At 60.8% G+C, this 16380-nt stretch carries 14 protein-coding genes; 4 read left to right on the forward strand and 10 right to left on the reverse strand.

Features of this window, described 5'->3' with window-relative positions; translation table 11 throughout:
* Positions 1-43: 43 nt before the first annotated feature.
* Positions 44-1192 (reverse strand): DegT/DnrJ/EryC1/StrS family aminotransferase, encoded by a 1149-nt coding sequence (locus IFJ82_RS12075; RefSeq protein WP_075594984.1) that lies wholly within the window; start codon positions 1190-1192, stop codon positions 44-46.
* A complete protein-coding gene (locus IFJ82_RS12080; protein WP_062808705.1) occupies positions 1189-3171 on the reverse strand; it encodes a polysaccharide biosynthesis protein in 1983 nt (660 codons plus the stop codon). The genes IFJ82_RS12075 and IFJ82_RS12080 overlap by 4 nt, the downstream gene beginning before the upstream one ends.
* A 74-nt stretch (positions 3172-3245) precedes the next feature.
* Between IFJ82_RS12080 and IFJ82_RS12085 the strand changes: the two genes are divergently transcribed.
* Positions 3246-4235 carry an MraY family glycosyltransferase gene (locus IFJ82_RS12085; protein ID WP_192264761.1) on the forward strand — a complete coding sequence of 330 codons (990 nt, stop codon included), beginning with the start codon at positions 3246-3248 and terminating at the stop codon, positions 4233-4235.
* A 389-nt stretch (positions 4236-4624) separates the two neighbouring features.
* Here IFJ82_RS12085 and IFJ82_RS12090 read toward each other — a convergent pair whose 3' ends face one another.
* The 3 genes from IFJ82_RS12090 to IFJ82_RS12100 all read right to left on the reverse strand — a co-directional run bounded on the left by IFJ82_RS12090 (position 4625) and on the right by IFJ82_RS12100 (position 7188).
* Positions 4625-5071 (reverse strand): hypothetical protein, encoded by a 447-nt coding sequence (locus IFJ82_RS12090; protein ID WP_040511652.1) that lies wholly within the window; start codon positions 5069-5071, stop codon positions 4625-4627.
* Between the two features lie 106 nt (positions 5072-5177).
* The gene (locus IFJ82_RS12095; RefSeq protein ID WP_371861420.1) at positions 5178-5621 is read right to left on the reverse strand and encodes a MarR family winged helix-turn-helix transcriptional regulator; all 444 of its coding nucleotides are present in this window, start codon (positions 5619-5621) and stop codon (positions 5178-5180) included.
* A gap of 127 nt (positions 5622-5748) precedes the next feature.
* Complete coding sequence (locus tag IFJ82_RS12100) at positions 5749-7188, reverse strand: leucyl aminopeptidase family protein (RefSeq protein ID WP_192264763.1); 1440 nt, start codon at positions 7186-7188, stop codon at positions 5749-5751.
* 123 nt (positions 7189-7311) lie between these two features.
* Between IFJ82_RS12100 and IFJ82_RS12105 the strand changes: the two genes are divergently transcribed.
* The 3 genes from IFJ82_RS12105 (at position 7312) to fdxA (ending at position 10829) form a co-directional block, all read left to right on the forward strand.
* Complete coding sequence (locus IFJ82_RS12105; RefSeq protein ID WP_081254506.1) at positions 7312-9975, forward strand: helicase-related protein; 2664 nt, start codon at positions 7312-7314, stop codon at positions 9973-9975.
* Positions 9972-10319 (forward strand): S4 domain-containing protein, encoded by a 348-nt coding sequence (locus IFJ82_RS12110; protein WP_075624007.1) that lies wholly within the window; start codon positions 9972-9974, stop codon positions 10317-10319. Before IFJ82_RS12105 ends, IFJ82_RS12110 begins: the two co-directional genes overlap by 4 nt.
* A gap of 177 nt (positions 10320-10496) precedes the next feature.
* Positions 10497-10829: a ferredoxin FdxA gene (gene fdxA, locus IFJ82_RS12115; protein ID WP_003618231.1), complete on the forward strand. Its 333-nt coding sequence runs from the start codon at positions 10497-10499 to the stop codon at positions 10827-10829.
* A gap of 111 nt (positions 10830-10940) precedes the next feature.
* Here fdxA and cyoD read toward each other — a convergent pair whose 3' ends face one another.
* The 5 genes from cyoD to IFJ82_RS12140 form a co-directional block, all read right to left on the reverse strand.
* The gene (gene cyoD, locus IFJ82_RS12120; protein WP_003618229.1) at positions 10941-11273 is read right to left on the reverse strand and encodes a cytochrome o ubiquinol oxidase subunit IV; all 333 of its coding nucleotides are present in this window, start codon (positions 11271-11273) and stop codon (positions 10941-10943) included.
* Complete coding sequence (gene cyoC / locus IFJ82_RS12125; RefSeq protein WP_003618226.1) at positions 11273-11878, reverse strand: cytochrome o ubiquinol oxidase subunit III; 606 nt, start codon at positions 11876-11878, stop codon at positions 11273-11275. The genes cyoD and cyoC overlap by 1 nt, the downstream gene beginning before the upstream one ends.
* Complete coding sequence (gene cyoB, locus IFJ82_RS12130; protein WP_003618224.1) at positions 11878-13872, reverse strand: cytochrome o ubiquinol oxidase subunit I; 1995 nt, start codon at positions 13870-13872, stop codon at positions 11878-11880. The genes cyoC and cyoB overlap by 1 nt, the downstream gene beginning before the upstream one ends.
* A gap of 5 nt (positions 13873-13877) precedes the next feature.
* Positions 13878-14804, reverse strand: coding sequence for a ubiquinol oxidase subunit II (gene cyoA / locus IFJ82_RS12135; protein ID WP_167613949.1), 927 nt, complete (start codon positions 14802-14804; stop codon positions 13878-13880).
* 725 nt (positions 14805-15529) lie between these two features.
* Positions 15530-16309, reverse strand: coding sequence for a Bax inhibitor-1/YccA family protein (locus IFJ82_RS12140; RefSeq protein WP_003618218.1), 780 nt, complete (start codon positions 16307-16309; stop codon positions 15530-15532).
* Between the last annotated feature and the right edge of the window lie 71 nt (positions 16310-16380).

A 16380-nucleotide genomic window follows, 5' to 3' on the forward strand; every position in this document is an offset into this window, starting at 1 on the left:
ACCAGCCTGCCGATGTCAGGACAGACACGCGACAATGCCCGCATCAGCCGCCCGCAGCCCCGCATATGGCGGCCACAACCCGGCCCACATCATGATCCGTCAACTGCGGATGCAATGGCAGGGCGAGGATACGGCGTGACAGATCCTCCGCCACAGGCAGGGACACGCCATCATGGTGCGGCTGGTATGCAGGCTGCAGATGCAACGGCAGGGGGTAATAGACGGCGGACGCCACATTGCGCGCCTTCATCTGTTCCTGCAGGGCCGCGCGGTCCTGCGCATCGCGCGTCAGCACGGAATAGATCGCCCATGCCGATTCGCTGTCGGGCACGCGCGCGGGCGGCACGACCCGTTGCGCAATGCCGGCGTCATAGGCACTGGCAATTTCGCGACGGCGGCGCAGGTCCGCGTCGAAACACTCCATCTTTGCCAGCAGCACCGCTGCCTGCAAGGTATCAAGGCGCGCGTTCATGCCCGTGCGCAGGACCTCATAACGGGTCTTGCCTTCCCCATGACTGCGCAGGGAGCGGTAGAGTTCTGCGCGCTCGGGGTCATCGGTCAGGATCGCACCCGCGTCGCCATACGCACCCAGCGGCTTTGACGGGAAAAAGGACAATGTTGTCGCCGCGGCCTCCCGTCCCAGCTTGCGGCCTGACAGGCTGGCGCCAAAGGACTGCGCACAGTCGGCCATCAGATACATATCCTGTTCCGCCGCGATGGCACGCAGTTCCGGCCATGGCGCGGGCTGCCCGAACAGGTCCACGCCGATGATCGCACGTGGGCGCAACCTGCCCTGCGCGCGGACATCGGCAATGCGCGCACGCAGGCTGGCGGGGTCGATCTGGAACGTGTGGGGGTCCACATCGACAAAAACCGGCGTCGCCCCCAGCACAAGCGGCACCTCCGCCGTGGCGGTATAGGTAAAGGCAGGCAGGAACACGGCGTCACCCGCACCGACACCTTCGGCCATCAGGACGATCTGGATCGCATCCGTGCCCGACGACACGCCCACGCACGCGGCGGCCCCGGCATAGGCGGCCAGCCGTTCCTCCAGCTCGGACACCTCCGGCCCCATGACAAAACGGCAATGCGTCATCACCGCATCAATACGGGCGCGCAGGTTGGGGCCGATTTCGTCCTGCTGTCGGGCCAGGTCCAGAAAACCAATCGGTTTTTCAGCCGGGGAGGTCATGACGCATTCCTTTCACAGTCGGTCTGTCGGGCTGACGCCATGGGGGCGCCATGATGTCCCATATGGACGAATTCAGGCACAAGCTCCTTGAGCAGCGCAAGCGCGGTGCAATCATCACCTGCCCTGCACGCCCTTACAATCGCATCCATGATAGAGGTCGCCAGCGCAAGGTCCACCGTGCGCGGCGTTGCCATGCGCAATCCGCGATAGCCGGTGGGACGCGGCACCTCGCGTTGGTGAAACAGGTCTTCCGACAGTTTTTCCCCCCGTCGCGCACCCGTAAAGCGGATGTCGATATCCTGTCCCGGGCGCAGGCCCGCCAGCACGATCATCTGATGCGCAAGATCGACAATGCGCACCGGCTGTCCCATGTCGAGGACGAATATCCCCCCCATGCGCAACATGTCGTCGATCTCCCCTTCGCCGGGCCGAGAGTCCAGCCCGCAGGCGCTGGCCTGCAGCACAAGGGCCACGGCCTCGGCCACGGTCATGAAATAACGTTCCATGTCCGGGTCGGTAATTGTCAGCGGTCCGCCACGTTCGATCTGGTGGCGGAACAGGGAAACGACCGAACCCGCCGACCCCAGTACGTTGCCAAAACGCACCGTGATGCAGCGCATGTCCGTCGCATCACGACGCGCCATGATGTCGAGTGCCTGACAGTACATTTCCGCCACACGCTTGGACGCGCCCATGATGCTGGAGGGATTGACCGCCTTGTCGGTTGAAATCTGCACCATCGCACGCGCGCCGTGCCGCCGTGCCGCATCCGCCACCACACGGCTGCCCTCTATATTGGTCAGCAACCCCTCGCACGGGTTGTCCTCCACCATCGGGACATGTTTCAGGGCGGCGGCGTGAAAGACCAGTTCGGGCCGGTACTGCGCAAATACCTGTTCGATCCGCCGTGGGTCACGCACATCGGCGATCACGATATGGCGCTCCACCCGGGGGGCCTGTTCGGACAGGTCCACATCAATGCGCCATAACGCATATTCCCCGTTATCAAGCAGGATCAGGCTGGAGGGCGCATAGCGGGCGATCTGCCGCACGAGTTCCGTGCCGATGGACCCCCCGGCCCCTGTCACCAGCACACGCCGCCCCCGCAACATCCCCGCCAGCCGCCCGAAATCGGGGGTGACGGGGGGACGGTTAAGCAGTTCCTCAATTTCGACCGGATAAAGCTCGCTCCATTCCGGGGCGGTGATCGCGGCGATATCGGGCATGCGACGGACCTGCACGCCATGCGCCTGCGCGGTGCGCAACACGGCGGCCAGTGCCGCGCCCGTGCAACGCGGGTCCACGATCAACATCGGTGACGGCACATGCCCGCCCTGGCACAACCGCGCCAGCACCGCATCAAGTTCATCCACGGTGCCCAGCACGGGCACACCGTGGATACGCCGCCCCCGGCGGTGCGCGCCATTGACCACCATGCCCGCCACGGCCATGGCTGACGATGCCGCATGCATGAACAGGTCTGCACTGCGGCCGTCAGCCACCAGCACGACCCGGCATTGCCCGACCTGTCCCGCGCGCGCGCGGCGTTGCTGCCGCCACAGCCGCCAGCGTTGGTATGTCAGGCGGCTGCCCACCAACATGACCAGCAGCACAAGCGCATGGATGACGGGAAAGGCCGGCGCCCCCGTCCCGTGCCCGACAAGCGCCATTGCCGTTGCATGAAAAAGGGCGGCAAGTGCAGCAGCCCACGCCAGCCGCCAGAAATCCGCGGCCCCGGAAAACCGCCAGTGCTGCTGCGCAATGCGAAAGGGCAGGCCCGCCGCCAGCAGCGCGATGCCACCGGAAAGCATCGTATGCCACCCCCACGAAGCCATGCCGACACCTGGACGGTCCAGCCATTGTGCGCACGGCACGGCGCAGGCCCCGATACAGAAATCAAGCACAACGTTCACCACGATCGCCCGGACCGTAAGAAGCCGATGGACCAACGCGTCAGGCCTGAGGGATTGCACAACCATTGCCCCTCCCCCTATAGCCCAGCAACGAAAGCGCCCAAAGGAAAGATCATGTCCCAAAGCGTAAAGTCGGCCCCATGATGCAGAAATCATTCCTGTTCGTGGTGGTCTGGGCATTTTCCGTGCTGCTGGTACGCATGATGATCCATGTGCGGGTACTTGATCATCCCGTCGCGCGCAGCGCCCATGACACCCCCATCCCGACCGGCGGCGGTATCGGCATCATGACCGCATTCATGGCCGGGTTCGCCCCTGCCTGCACGATATGGGGACCGGCATCAGCGCGTCCCGCCACGGGGGGTTTTATTGGCGCGCTGGCGCTGCTCTGCCTTGTGTCGTGGTATGATGACCTGCACACGCGCCCCATTGCGCTGAAACTTGTCGCACAGTTCGCCGCCGCCATGATGATCGTCGCCTGCCTGCCTGCCTACACATCCCCACTGACAACCCTCGGCGGTGTCGCATGGCTGGTTTTCATGGCGAATTGCGTGAATTTCATGGATGGCCTCAATGGCCTTGTTTCCGGCACGTCGCTGTGCGCGTGCCTGATGCTGCCATGGCTGGCACCCGCCGCGATGGCCACCGCCATGACGCCGATCACCGGGAGCATGGCCGCCGCAACCGCCGGATTCATCCCGTTCAATTTTCCCAATGCCCGGATTTTCATGGGTGATGTCGGCAGCCAGGGATGCGGAATGGTGCTGGGGACGCTGGGGCTTATGCTGGCGCACGATGGCGGCACGGCATGGGCGATCGTGCCACTGCTGATGTCCGGGCTGTTATGTGATGTGATCTTCACGCTTGTGCGGCGCTGGCGCGCGGGCGAGTCGATTGTTACGGCCCACCGGGGCCACCTGTATCAGGTGGCCCATCGCAGCGGCCTGCCCTGCACAGTGCTGGCGCCGCTGGCATGGGCAATGTGCCTGTGGGGGGGACTGCTGGCATGGCTGCTGCGGCAGGGGACCCTCCCCCTCTGGGCTGCCTTCACCCTTGCCGGGACGGGGCAGGTCGTCTGGATGGGATATGTCCGGCACCGTGCCCGCACCCATCATGTGGGCCGGTGGTAAGGCAACCTTGGCAGGAGACCATTTGAAAACACGCCGTTGATAAAAAACAAGAAAAGTTTCTGGGTGCTGCCTTTTTTCAGAAAGGCGGCGTCTTTCGAAGCTTTTTGGAAAAAACTTCACCAAAAACCTTTATAATTTCAGTATGTTATCGAGTATGACTTTTCAAACAGTCTCTAAGACAACCTGCACCGACATACAGGCCCGATACAAAAACAGGGACCGGCCCGGATGGCTGGTCCCTGTTACATGCATCGTGATACGGTTGCCACACGCCGCTTTTTCAGATCCAGACGGCGTCTTTAAGCCACCGCCTGTTTCAACGACGCCCCCCCCGGAACATCATTGTTCCAGCAGGTTATGGACGCATCCTGCCCTTGGTGGCCTTAAGGTTATTTGACAAGCGTGATCTTCATGCCCTGTGCCGCCGCGGCAAGGCGTCCGCCCTTGCTCTGCGTCACCAGCTTGATCTTCACGCCGTTGGGGTTGCTTAACACGATGCCACCAACACCCGTGCCGGCCGTCGCCTCACCATTGACTGCGGCATAACTGCCTTCAAAATCCTTCACCTCATGAAGGTTATAGACCTCGCCACTGCCAGTGACCTTGGAATATCCGACAGCCGCGATGGACCCCCCATCAATACGGAAGCGATAGGTATGGTGCTGGAACGTCAGGCGCCCCGACCCCCATGTCCGGCCAATCCCGATATCGGCGGACTGGACCTTGATCGTGACACGTCCCGCAGGCGTCCCGAGTGCATCGTCAGCATACGCGGCGGCACCAAGAAGGGGCATCGACATCAGGGCGACAGCCGCCGCGCGGGTTACCATACGAATCATTGAATTCTCCTGCTTCCGTTGCCGTCATAAGGACCATAGCCATGACATAATGCGCCACGGGGGTTCAGGTTCCACACCCCCACGGCCATGACACGACCCGCTATCAGCCCGCGCGACGCAGGCGTTCGTCCATGCGGCGCACGCGTGCCTTGCGCACGGGGGCTTCGGCCTCGCGGTCCTGCGGGGCGCCGACCTCGTTCACGATGGCGGCCAGTTCACGCAGCGAGGTCTTGCCATCGGGGGTGCGGCAGATCAGGACCGAACGGCCATCCATCGGGTCACGCACACGCTTGACCAGACGCAGGTCCTCAAGCCGGTCGAGCGCACGGGTAATCGCGGGCTTGGAGACGTTGAGGTCCGCCGCAAGGCCACGCACCGTATGCGGCCCGTCCTGCAGATAGCAGGTGAGATAGACCCCAAGCTGGCGCGCGGACAGGTCCGGGCCATCGCGGCGCACCATGGAGACAATGGTATCGCGCAGGGTGTTAATCATCGAATCCGAACCTGATGACTGTGCCATCATTTCAATCCTTGTTTTGCTATCCATGACCGACCCTGGCACGAAGACTCTGCGCCCCGCCGACATGGGATAAGATGGTGTTGCACATATAATTGGCAATTACGGCATATATAAGTCGCATAATGCAAATTAGTTTCCGGATCGGATCGTTACATCAGTGTCCTATTCTGTCCTCGAAATTAAATATTTTTAATATTCCTCCGTAAGCCGCTCTTAAACAAAGACTTTCTCCACCCTCCGGTCGACCGGGCCGTGCAGAATCATTCCACCCATACGTATCGATATGAGCCCAGCGCACATCAGTTTTGACAAAATTCCGCAAAAACAGGGCGGCTGTGACCGCCCCCGCCATGGGTCGGGATGAAATATTGTTCATATCCGCCACCGAACTGCGCAGCCATTCGCGATACCCATCCCACAGGGGCAGGCGCCACATCGGGTCGGCGCACATATCCCCCGCCGCCAGCAGGTGCGCCGCCACGGCATCATCATTGCTGAACAGCGCGGGCAGGTCCGGCCCCAGCGCAACCCGTGCCGCCCCCGTCAGGGTCGCGGCATCCAGCAGCAGGTCGGGGGCGGAGTCGCAGGCCTCACTCAGCAGATCGCACAGCACCAGCCGCCCTTCGGCGTCGGTATTTCCGACCTCCACCGTCTGACCCGACCGCGTGACAATCACGTCGGACGGCCGCATGGCATGGCCCGACACGCTGTTTTCAACACAGCCCAGCCGCAGTTCCAGCCGCAGCGGCAGATCACGCAGCATGACCAGACGCGCCAGGGCCAGCATCAGCGCCGCACCGCCCATATCCTTCTTCATCCGCAACATGGAGGAGGCGGGCTTGATGTCATACCCGCCGGTATCAAAACACACCCCCTTTCCCGCCAGCGACAGCAACGGCGCATTCGCGTCCGCCGTGCTGCCACGCCATTCGGCCACGACAACGCAGGCGGGGCGATCCGATCCCATCCCGACATGCGCCACGGTCGGATACGCGGCCTGCAACGCATCCCCGGTGATGACGCGCACCTGCGCGCCAAGCGGAAGCAGGGTGTCCTGCGCCACGTGCGCAAGGTCGGCAGGCCCCATCAGGTTGGGTGGCGTGTTGATCAGGTCACGCGCCTGACACATGCAGGCCGCCACCTGTGCCGCGCCGATCGCCTGTTCCGTCACGACCAGACGCGCCGCCGCCGTACCTTCGGAGCGTGCGCGCCCGAAGGCAGGCATGCGATAGGCCCCAAGGCAGAACCCAAGGACAATATCATCCGCCGCCACGTCCGCCGGCGCCAGCACACGCCACGCCCCGGCCGGCAGGCGCGCGGGCAGCACACCGGATACGAAGGGATCGCACGCCCCCCCTTCCTGCCCGTCGCCCAATCCCAGCAGCGCCGAATCCACGCCCTTTTCCCCCGGCAGCAGCAGCACCTGGCCATGGGTCGCACCGAAACCGGCATCATGCGCAAAGGCCGCCGCCGGCGCACCGATCAGTGCGGCAAGGTGCGGCACCTGCGCGGGGCGCACCGCATGGACCACGCGCACCGGCAGGTCATCTGCCGCGGATTGGCGCAACAGGCAGGGAAAATCATCAAGTGTCATGGCGTTACCCTTTCAGGTCGTTTGCCACCCCAGCGTGCGTCCGCCACGCACGCCATGCAACCTGTCGCACGCGATATGCTGGTTTTGCTTGCATTTACCCGCCACTCGCCAGAGCATACGGGTATGACGGGTGTACCCACGGGGGCTGGCCCCCTTCATTCCGCCGCCGGACGCGCGACCGGCATTTCGTCCTCCGCGCAGGTGCGCGCCGTACTCGGCCCCACCAACACCGGAAAGACGCATCTGGCCATCGAACGGATGCTGGCGCATGCCAGTGGCATCATCGGCTTTCCGCTGCGTCTGCTCGCACGCGAAAATTATGACCGCATGGTCGCACGCAAGGGCGTGGGGGCCGTGGCCCTCATCACGGGCGAAGAAAAAATCGTCCCCCCCAACGCACGCTGGTTTTCCTGCACGGTGGAGGCCATGCCCCTCGACCGGCGGGTGGCGTTCGTCGCGGTCGATGAAATCCAGCTCTGCGCGGATCCAGATCGTGGACACATCTTCACCGACAGGCTGCTGCATGCGCGCGGACAGGTGGAGACGATGTTCCTGGGCGCCGACACCATCCGCCCCCTGTTGCGGCGGTTGGTGCCGGGGATCGAGATCGAACACCGTCCCCGCCTGTCACACCTGGCCTATACAGGGGCAAGCAAGCTGACACGCCTGCCGCCACGTTCGGCCATCGTCGCGTTTTCCGCAGCCGAGGTCTACGCCATTGCCGAACTGATACGCCGCCGTCGTGGCGGGTGCGCGATCGTGATGGGCCAGCTCTCGCCGCGCACGCGCAATGCGCAGGTCGCGCTGTACCAGAATAAGGAGGTGGATTACCTTGTCGCGACAGACGCGATCGGGATGGGGCTGAACATGGATGTCAACCATGTCGCCTTCGCCAGCCTGTCCAAATTCGACGGCACGCGCATGCGCCCGCTGACACCCGCGGAAATCGCACAGGTGGCGGGACGCGCCGGGCGGGGCCTGCGCGATGGCACATTCGGCACCACCGCAATGTGCCGCCCCCTGTCGGAAGACGTCGCCGAAGCCGTGGAAGAGCATCGCTTTGACCCGCTGGCGCGCCTGTCATGGCGTAACAGCGACCTTGATTTTTCCTCACCCGACGCCCTGCTCTCAAGTCTGGGGCGCTCGCCGCCGCGCCCCGAACTGACGGCAGGGCATGAGGCGTCGGATGTGCTGGCACTCGCCAGCCTTGCCGCAAGCCCCGAAATCCGCACCATGGCGCGGTCGCGCGCGGCAACGCGCCTGCTGTGGGAAAGCTGCCAGATCCCGGATTTCCGCAAGCTTGGCGATGACAGCCATATCCGTTTATGCGCGCGCATCTTTTCCCACGTCATACGTGACGGCCGCGTCCCCCCCGCATGGATGGACGGGCAGATTGCCGCCTTCCTGCGGCCGGAGGGCACGATCGATTCGCTGATGCATCGCCTGTCGGGCATTCGCGTGTGCGCCTATATCGCCGCACGCCCCGACTGGCTGCGCAATGCCGAATATTGGCAGGAGCGCACGCGCGATGCGGAAAACCAGCTCTCCGACGCGCTGCATGCGCAACTAACCGCCCGCTTCGTGGACCGCCGGGCCGCCACCCTGATCCGGCGATTGGACGAGGGCAGTGCAGAGGACCTGCTTTCCGCCGTCACCGCACAGGGCGACGTGCTGGTGGAGGGACATCCCGTCGGACGTATCGCCGGCCTGGAGCTGAAGGCCGAAGGCTTTGACGAGCCGGATCGACGGTTGCTGATGCGCGCGGCGCGACGGGCGGTGCGCACCGAAATCCCGCGGCGCGTGCATGTGCTGGCCCATGCGCCCGACTCCTGCTTCGGCTTTGCGCAGGATGGGCGGCACCTGATGTGGGAAGGCGAGAATGTTGCCCGCCTGCGCCATGGCCATGACCTGCTGCACCCACGTATCGAGGTGCTGGACAACCCGCTGCTGGACAATGTGCAGCGTGAACGCATCCGCGAACGCCTGCATGAATGGCTCGACCGCCACGTGCGCGAGGTGCTGGCCCCCCTGTTCGCGGCACAGGCGGCAGTGCCTGACGACCCGATGCTGCGTGGCATCCTCCATCGCCTGATGGAAGATGGCGGCGTCACCATGCTGGCACGCGACGAGGCGCGTTCACGTGTCCTGCATGGGCATCTGGGGCGTCTGGGCATCCGTATGGGGCATCTCGCCCTGTTCATGCCCGCCCTGATGAAGCCACGCTGCATGCGGCTGCGTGCGATCCTGACCTGCGCGCATATGGAGACGGATATCCCCGAACTGCCTGCCGCCAGTGTCGTGTCCGTCCCTCACGACATGCTGCCTGCGACATTCATGGACCGCATGGGCTGGATGCGGGCCGGGCCGGTGCGTATCCGCGCCGATATCGCCGACAGGCTGGTGACGGAACTGACACGCCAGACGCGACATCATCCGGTGCCACTGTCGAATGCCCTTGCATCCCGCCTGAGCATCCGGCGCGACGCCATACAGGCCGTGCTCAAGGGACTGGAAATCCATGTCCGGCCCACACGCCCATTGCACCCGGCGCAATTCGGCCCCCCAGCCCCCGCCATGCTGGTGGGACGCCTGCGCCGTGCCCCGGCCCATAGCCCGGCCCATGCGGCGGCGGCCACCGACATCCCGGGTCAGTCCCGCCGCCCCACACGGGGCCGCACGGCCACAGGCGCACGCAAACATGCGCCCATGGCCGCCACGCAGCACAGGCAGGATCAGGCGGACCATCCCTTTGCCGTGCTGGCGGTACTAAGGGAACGACGGTCATGAGCCGCAAGGCCACACGGGACAATGGTGGGCGGGAGGAAACGACGCAAACGACGGCCCCACAGGCCCAGCGCCTTGACCTGTGGCTGTTTCATGCCCGTTTTGCGCGGAGTCGTAATGATTGCGCGGAATTCATCGCGGCGGGACAGGTGCGCATCAACCGCCAACGCACCGTAAAGGCCCATGCACAGGTGCATCCCGGCGATATCCTGACATTGCCAGCCCCGGATCGACGCAGCGTCATGGTCATCCGGGTGGCAGGCTTTGCCCGCCGCCGCGAAGGCGCATCGGCTGCACGGATGCTATATGACGTTATTCCAGAAATTGACGAAATGCAGCGCAAGTAACCCACGCGATCAGGGATTATTCATTTGTGGGCGTCTTTGACTTGCCACAATGGCAAAACCCTCTCATATCTTCGCCCATTCCGGATGAGGTTTTCTGCCCATTGCTGGCGCCCTCATCTCATGTCCCTGGCTGAAGATATACTGCTTTGGCCTGTAAATAATGATCGGAGATAGGCGATGACCTATGTGGTCACCGAAAACTGCATTCGCTGCAAATTCATGGATTGCGTCGAGGTTTGCCCCGTCGACTGCTTCTATGCAGGTGAGAACTTCCTGGTGATCAGCCCGGACGAATGCATCGACTGCGGCGTGTGCGAACCGGAATGCCCGGCCGAGGCAATCTTTCCCGACAGTGATGATCGTGCCACCGCATGGGCGGAAATCAACGCCAAATACGCAGGTGTATGGCCCAACATTACCCGCAAGGGCGATGCCCCCGCCGATGCGGAAGAATGGAAGGACAAGCCCAACAAGGCCGAACTGCTGTCGCCCGAACCGCACAAAAACTGATCCCGGCAACATCGTCCCATCAAAAAGGGCCGGCGAGGAAAATCCTCGCCGGCCCTTTTTTTGACCATTGCCCGGATACCCCAGGGGATATCCGGACCAGGCTGATATCGCTTAGCGCGACATCATGTTGATCGAGGTGTCATGCATGATGAAGATCGTGCCGCCAACCAGGATCAGAACCGTCACGACCGTAAAAGCAAAGGCCATGATGTTCCAGCGCTGTTCGGAAGAACCGTTCATATGCAGGAAGAAAATCAGGTGAACAACGATCTGCACCACGGCAAGGAGCGTGATCGCCCCCATGGTCCCGGACGGTGAGAACGTATGCGCCATCACCAGACCGAAGGCCGCAGCCGTCAGCAGAACAGAAATTACGAACCCGGTGAGGTAAGACCCTACACTCCCGTGGCTCTCACCCGCAGAGGATGTATGTGCATCAGCCATCAGACCACACTCATCAGATAGACAAAGGTGAAAACACAGATCCAGACAATGTCCAGAAAGTGCCAGAACAGGCTGAGGCAGGTAAGCTTGCCGATCATGCGCTCGTTCAGCTCGGTCTTGCCAGCCGTCTGGAACAGCAGGACCGCCATCCACAGCAGGCCGCAGGTGACATGCAGACCATGCGTGCCAACCAGCGTGAAGAACGACGACAGGAACGCACTGCGATCCGGGCCGTTGCCTTCGGCAATCATGTGAGAGAACTCACGGATTTCCATGAACAGGAAGCCCAGGCCCAGCAGGAAGGTAACCCCCAGCCAGACCCGCATCGTGCTGATCTTGTTCGCGTGTGCGGCGATCATGCCGAAACCGTAGGTGATGGAGCTGAACAGCAGGATCGCCGTTTCAATTCCGACACCAGACAGTTCAAAGACCTCATGACCGTTCGGTCCGCCATTAAACTGGGTCCGCAGCACCGCGAACACAGCAAACAGCGTGCCGAAGATGATGCAGTCCGTCATCAGATACAGCCAGAACCCAAACACCACGGGAGATTCGTGGTGTTCTTCGTGGGCGTGGGCCGCATCAGCAGTAATATTATGCGCCATTATTCTGCTGCCTGTGCTGCCATAAGGTTGTGGGTATGCTCGTTTTCAATGCGGGCAACCTCGGAAACCGGCACATAGTAGTCGACATCGTTGTCGGACGAACGGGCGATCACCGTAGCGATGACACCAATCAGACCAACAGCAGCCAGCCACCAGATCCACCAGATAGCTGCAAAGCCAAGGATGAAGCTGAACGCACCGATCAGGAAACCACAGGCCGTGTTCTTCGGCATATGGATGGGCTGGTAATCAGCACCCGCAGAGCGCGTGTCGATACCGGCTTCCTTATCATGGGCAAACGCATCGAGTTCATGAACAACCGGCAGAACCGCGAAGTTGTAGAACGGCGGCGGCGAAGACGTGGACCATTCCAGGGTACGAGCGTTCCAGGGATCGCCCGTCATGTCACGGTTTTCAGCCAGGTTACGATCACGGATCGAAACATACAGCTGCGTCAGCTGGCACACGATACCCAGGGCGATCAGGACCGCACCGAATTCCGCGATCAGCAGCCACGGATGCCATGCGGGGTTGTCGTAGTGGTTCATACGACGGGTCATGCCGTCGAAGCCCAGCACATACAGCGGCATGAACGCAAAGTAGAAGCCAACGAACCAGAACCAGAACGCCCGCTTGCCCCATGCTTCATTCAGCTTGAAGCCGAAAGCCTTGGGGAACCAGAAGTTCATCGCCGCGACGTAGCCGAAATACACACCACCGATAATCACGTTATGGAAGTGGGCGATAACGAACAGACTGTTATGCAGCACGAAGTCCGAAGCCGGGATCGCAAGCATAACGCCGGTCATGCCACCGATGGAGAAGGTGATCATGAAGCCGATGACCCAGTACATGGTCGCGTGGAATTCGACGCGGCCCTTATACATGGTGAACAGCCAGTTGAAGATCTTCACGCCCGTCGGGACCGCGATGACCATCGTCATGATGCCAAAGAACGCGTTGACGTTCGGGCCGGCACCCATGGTGAAGAAGTGGTGAACCCACACAACCAGCGACAGGACCATGATGGAGGCCGTGGCATACACCATCGTCTTGTAGCCGAACAGCGGCTTGCGGGAGAAGGTCTGGGTGATTTCAGAGAAGGCGCCAAAAGCAGGCAGCACCAGAATGTACACTTCGGGATGGCCCCAGCCCCAGATCACGCTCAGATAGAGCATCTGGTTGCCGCCACCATCATTGGTGAAGAAGTGCATGCCCAGGTAACGGTCAAGACCCAGCAGACCCATCGCAACGGTCAGGATCGGGAAGGCCACCATGATCAGCACGGTCGTGCAGAAGATGGTCCAGGTGAACACCGGCATCCGCATGTAATCCATGCCAGGCGCGCGCATCTTCACGATCGTCGCAAAGAAGTTCACACCCGTCAGAAGCGTGCCGACACCCGACAGCTGCACCGCCCAGATATAGTAATCAACACCGACGCCGGGGCTGAACTGCTGTTCGGACAGGGGGGGATACGCAAGCCAGCCGCACTGCGAGAACTCACCAATGAACAGCGAGACGTTGACCAGCAGGAAGCTGATGGTCGTCATCCAGAAGCTCAGTGTGTTCACGAACGGGAAGGCAACGTCGCGCGCACCGATCTGCAGCGGGACCACAATGTTCATCAGACCCTGCATGAACGCCATGGCCATGAAGAAGATCATGATCGTGCCGTGGGCGGAGAAGATCTGGTCATAATGGTGCGGCGGCAGATAACCGGGATTCCCGGCATAGGCCAGCGCAAGCTGCGTACGCATCATGATGGCGTCGGCAAAACCGCGGAACAGCGCAACCAGCGCAACCACGATATACATGACACCAATACGCTTGTGATCGACCGAGGTCAGCCACTCACGCCACAGGTAGCCCCATTTGCCGTAATAGGTGATCAGACCCAGAACGGCCAGTCCCGCAATCGCGGCACCGATGAAGGTCCCTACAAGGATCGGCACATCAATAGGAATGGCCGACCAGGTTAATTTTCCTAACATCTGTCCTATTCCTTCATATTCATGTCGGACATTGCGGACTGCTGCATGTGCAGCATCTTGCCGGTGCTCTTATCCATGACCATGCCGTTGTTGTACTTGGCAACGATATCGTCAAACAGAGTTGCATCGACATGCGAGAAGTACTCGACCGGGTTCGCCTCGCTCGGGGCGGCCAGCTTGGGATAGCTTGCGCTGTCCAGCTGCTCGGACGAAGCCTTCACCTTTTCCACCCACGCGCTGTACTGGTCCGCCGGCATTGCCAGCGCACGGAAACGCATGTCGGAGAAGCCGCGACCACTAAAGTTGGAGGATTCCCCCTGGAAATCGCCAGCTTCGTTCGCAATCAGGTGAAGCTGTGTCTGCATGCCCGCCATGGCATAGATCATGGTGCCAAGCTGCGGGATGAAGAACGAGTTCATCACGGAATCAGAGGTAATCCGGAAATCAACCGGCGTATTTACCGGCATCGCCATCTGGTTGACCGTGGCGATCCCTTCATCCGGATAGATAAAGAGCCACTTCCAGTCCAGAGCCACCACTTCGACATGGATCGGCTTGGTGTTCGCATCAGCCTCAAGCGGCTTGTACGGGTCCAGCGAATGGCAGGTCTGGTAGGTCAGCACAGCCAGGAACAGAATGATCAGGCTGGGAACGGCCCAGATAATCACTTCGATCTTGTTGGAATGCGACCATTTCGGCAGGTACTCGGCCGAGGTATTGGACTGACGGTAATGCCAGGCAAACACCAGGGTCAGGATACACACCGGAATGACAACCAGCAGCATCGCAATGGTGGACGTCAGGATCAGGTTCTTTTCCTGAAGCCCGATCACACCCTTGGGGTTCAGCGTATCCCAGTCGCATCCTGCCAGGAGGGCTGCGGAGGACAAGCACATTAATTTCGATAATCTTGGCAAGATTTTTTTCTTCATCTCACGCCTCGTTGGTTTCGACATCACCCTATTTCGCTCACATCCTCGCTTCATCCACGGGCACTAACAACAACGGTCACGTTATACGCACGCCACGGGCCCTGCATCTGCATTCATGCAGGCAACAACGTCCCACAACAGCGACATCGCACCTTCGTCAACTCCCGAAAATCAAACATATGGTTTTTTTCGGTTTGCATCTGTCATGAGTTGGTTGCCGACCGGCTGACCATGATTTCGATCAATCCAGCCCATCAGATATCAATCCTGTTTTCTGTCAGGGCAGATCGGACCGGTAATCGCGATGCCGTCCTGTGTCTTGAAGCGTACCTTTTTCGTGCCGTATTCCCTTTCACATGTTTTCTCTATTCAAGGGTTATCCGACCTGAACCCCTTCATAAGCAAGCCTTCACATAATATTTCAATAGATTTCAATGTCGGGTAGATATATTTTTTTATCGCCTGAAAACAACGCATTAACTGTTTTTCTTGTCCATCACACTCTTGTCAACTAACTGTTTCTTATAATGAATAAGTCTTATTTCGAACATCGTTTGTTCCGAAATGCCCTGAAATGTTCCCGTCACGTTCATGACTCTTCCATATCGGGGGCCATAACACGAAAAAAGCCCGCCACTTTCGTGACGGGCCCATGCCTGAGTCTTTCGCGCCCGGCATCCCCGCATACATAATCAGGGGGCGGACAATGATCGTGCGAAGGAACCTCAGTCGTTATTGTTGCTACGCACACCCATGAACTGCAACATGAACTGGAACAGGTTGATAAAGTTCAGATACAGCGCCAGCGCATCATAAACCGAACGACGGGCGGCCATCTCCGGCCCCTCATAGGCTGCGTACTGCTGATAGGTGAACTTGATGCGCTGCGTATCGAACATGGTCAGCCCGACAAACAGCAGGACACCAACAACGCTGTAGAGGAAATAAACGGCCGGGCTGTGCAGGAACATGTTCACGAGTCCGGCGATCACCAGCCCGAACAGCCCCATCATCAGGAACGACCCGAAACGGGTAAGGTCGGAACGTGTCGTATATCCCCAGATCGACATCGTGGCGAAGGTTGCCGCCGTGATGAAGAACACGCGGGTGATCGAAACCCCGGTGAACACCAGGAAGATGTTGGCCAGACTGCACCCCATCACGCCACAGAACAGCCAGAACAGCCCCTGCACCGCCTGCAACGACAGCCGGTTCACACCGAACGACATCACCAGCACGAATCCCAACGGGGCAATCATCGCCAGCATACCCAGCCCGGTGGGGCGCACGGCGTTGCCCGCCGGCGTTTCCACCACCTGATAGAACAGGGTCTGCAACGCGGCATTATGGGCGATCAGGTAAGCCACCAGACCTGTCAGCACCAGCCCCGAAGTCATCCAGTTATAAACGCGCAACATATAGGCGCGCAGTCCCATATCAATGGAACTGGCAGCACCATTTGCCGTGGGTCTGGCAAAAGTTCGCGAATCCGGGCCAAAAGCCATTTCAAGTTTCCTTCATCCACGTCATGCGAACGTGTCATCCCTGAATGTTGGGGCATCCTATAGAGGCTTCA

It is taken from the genome of Novacetimonas hansenii (genome assembly GCF_014843995.1).
Lineage (GTDB): Bacteria > Pseudomonadota > Alphaproteobacteria > Acetobacterales > Acetobacteraceae > Novacetimonas > Novacetimonas hansenii.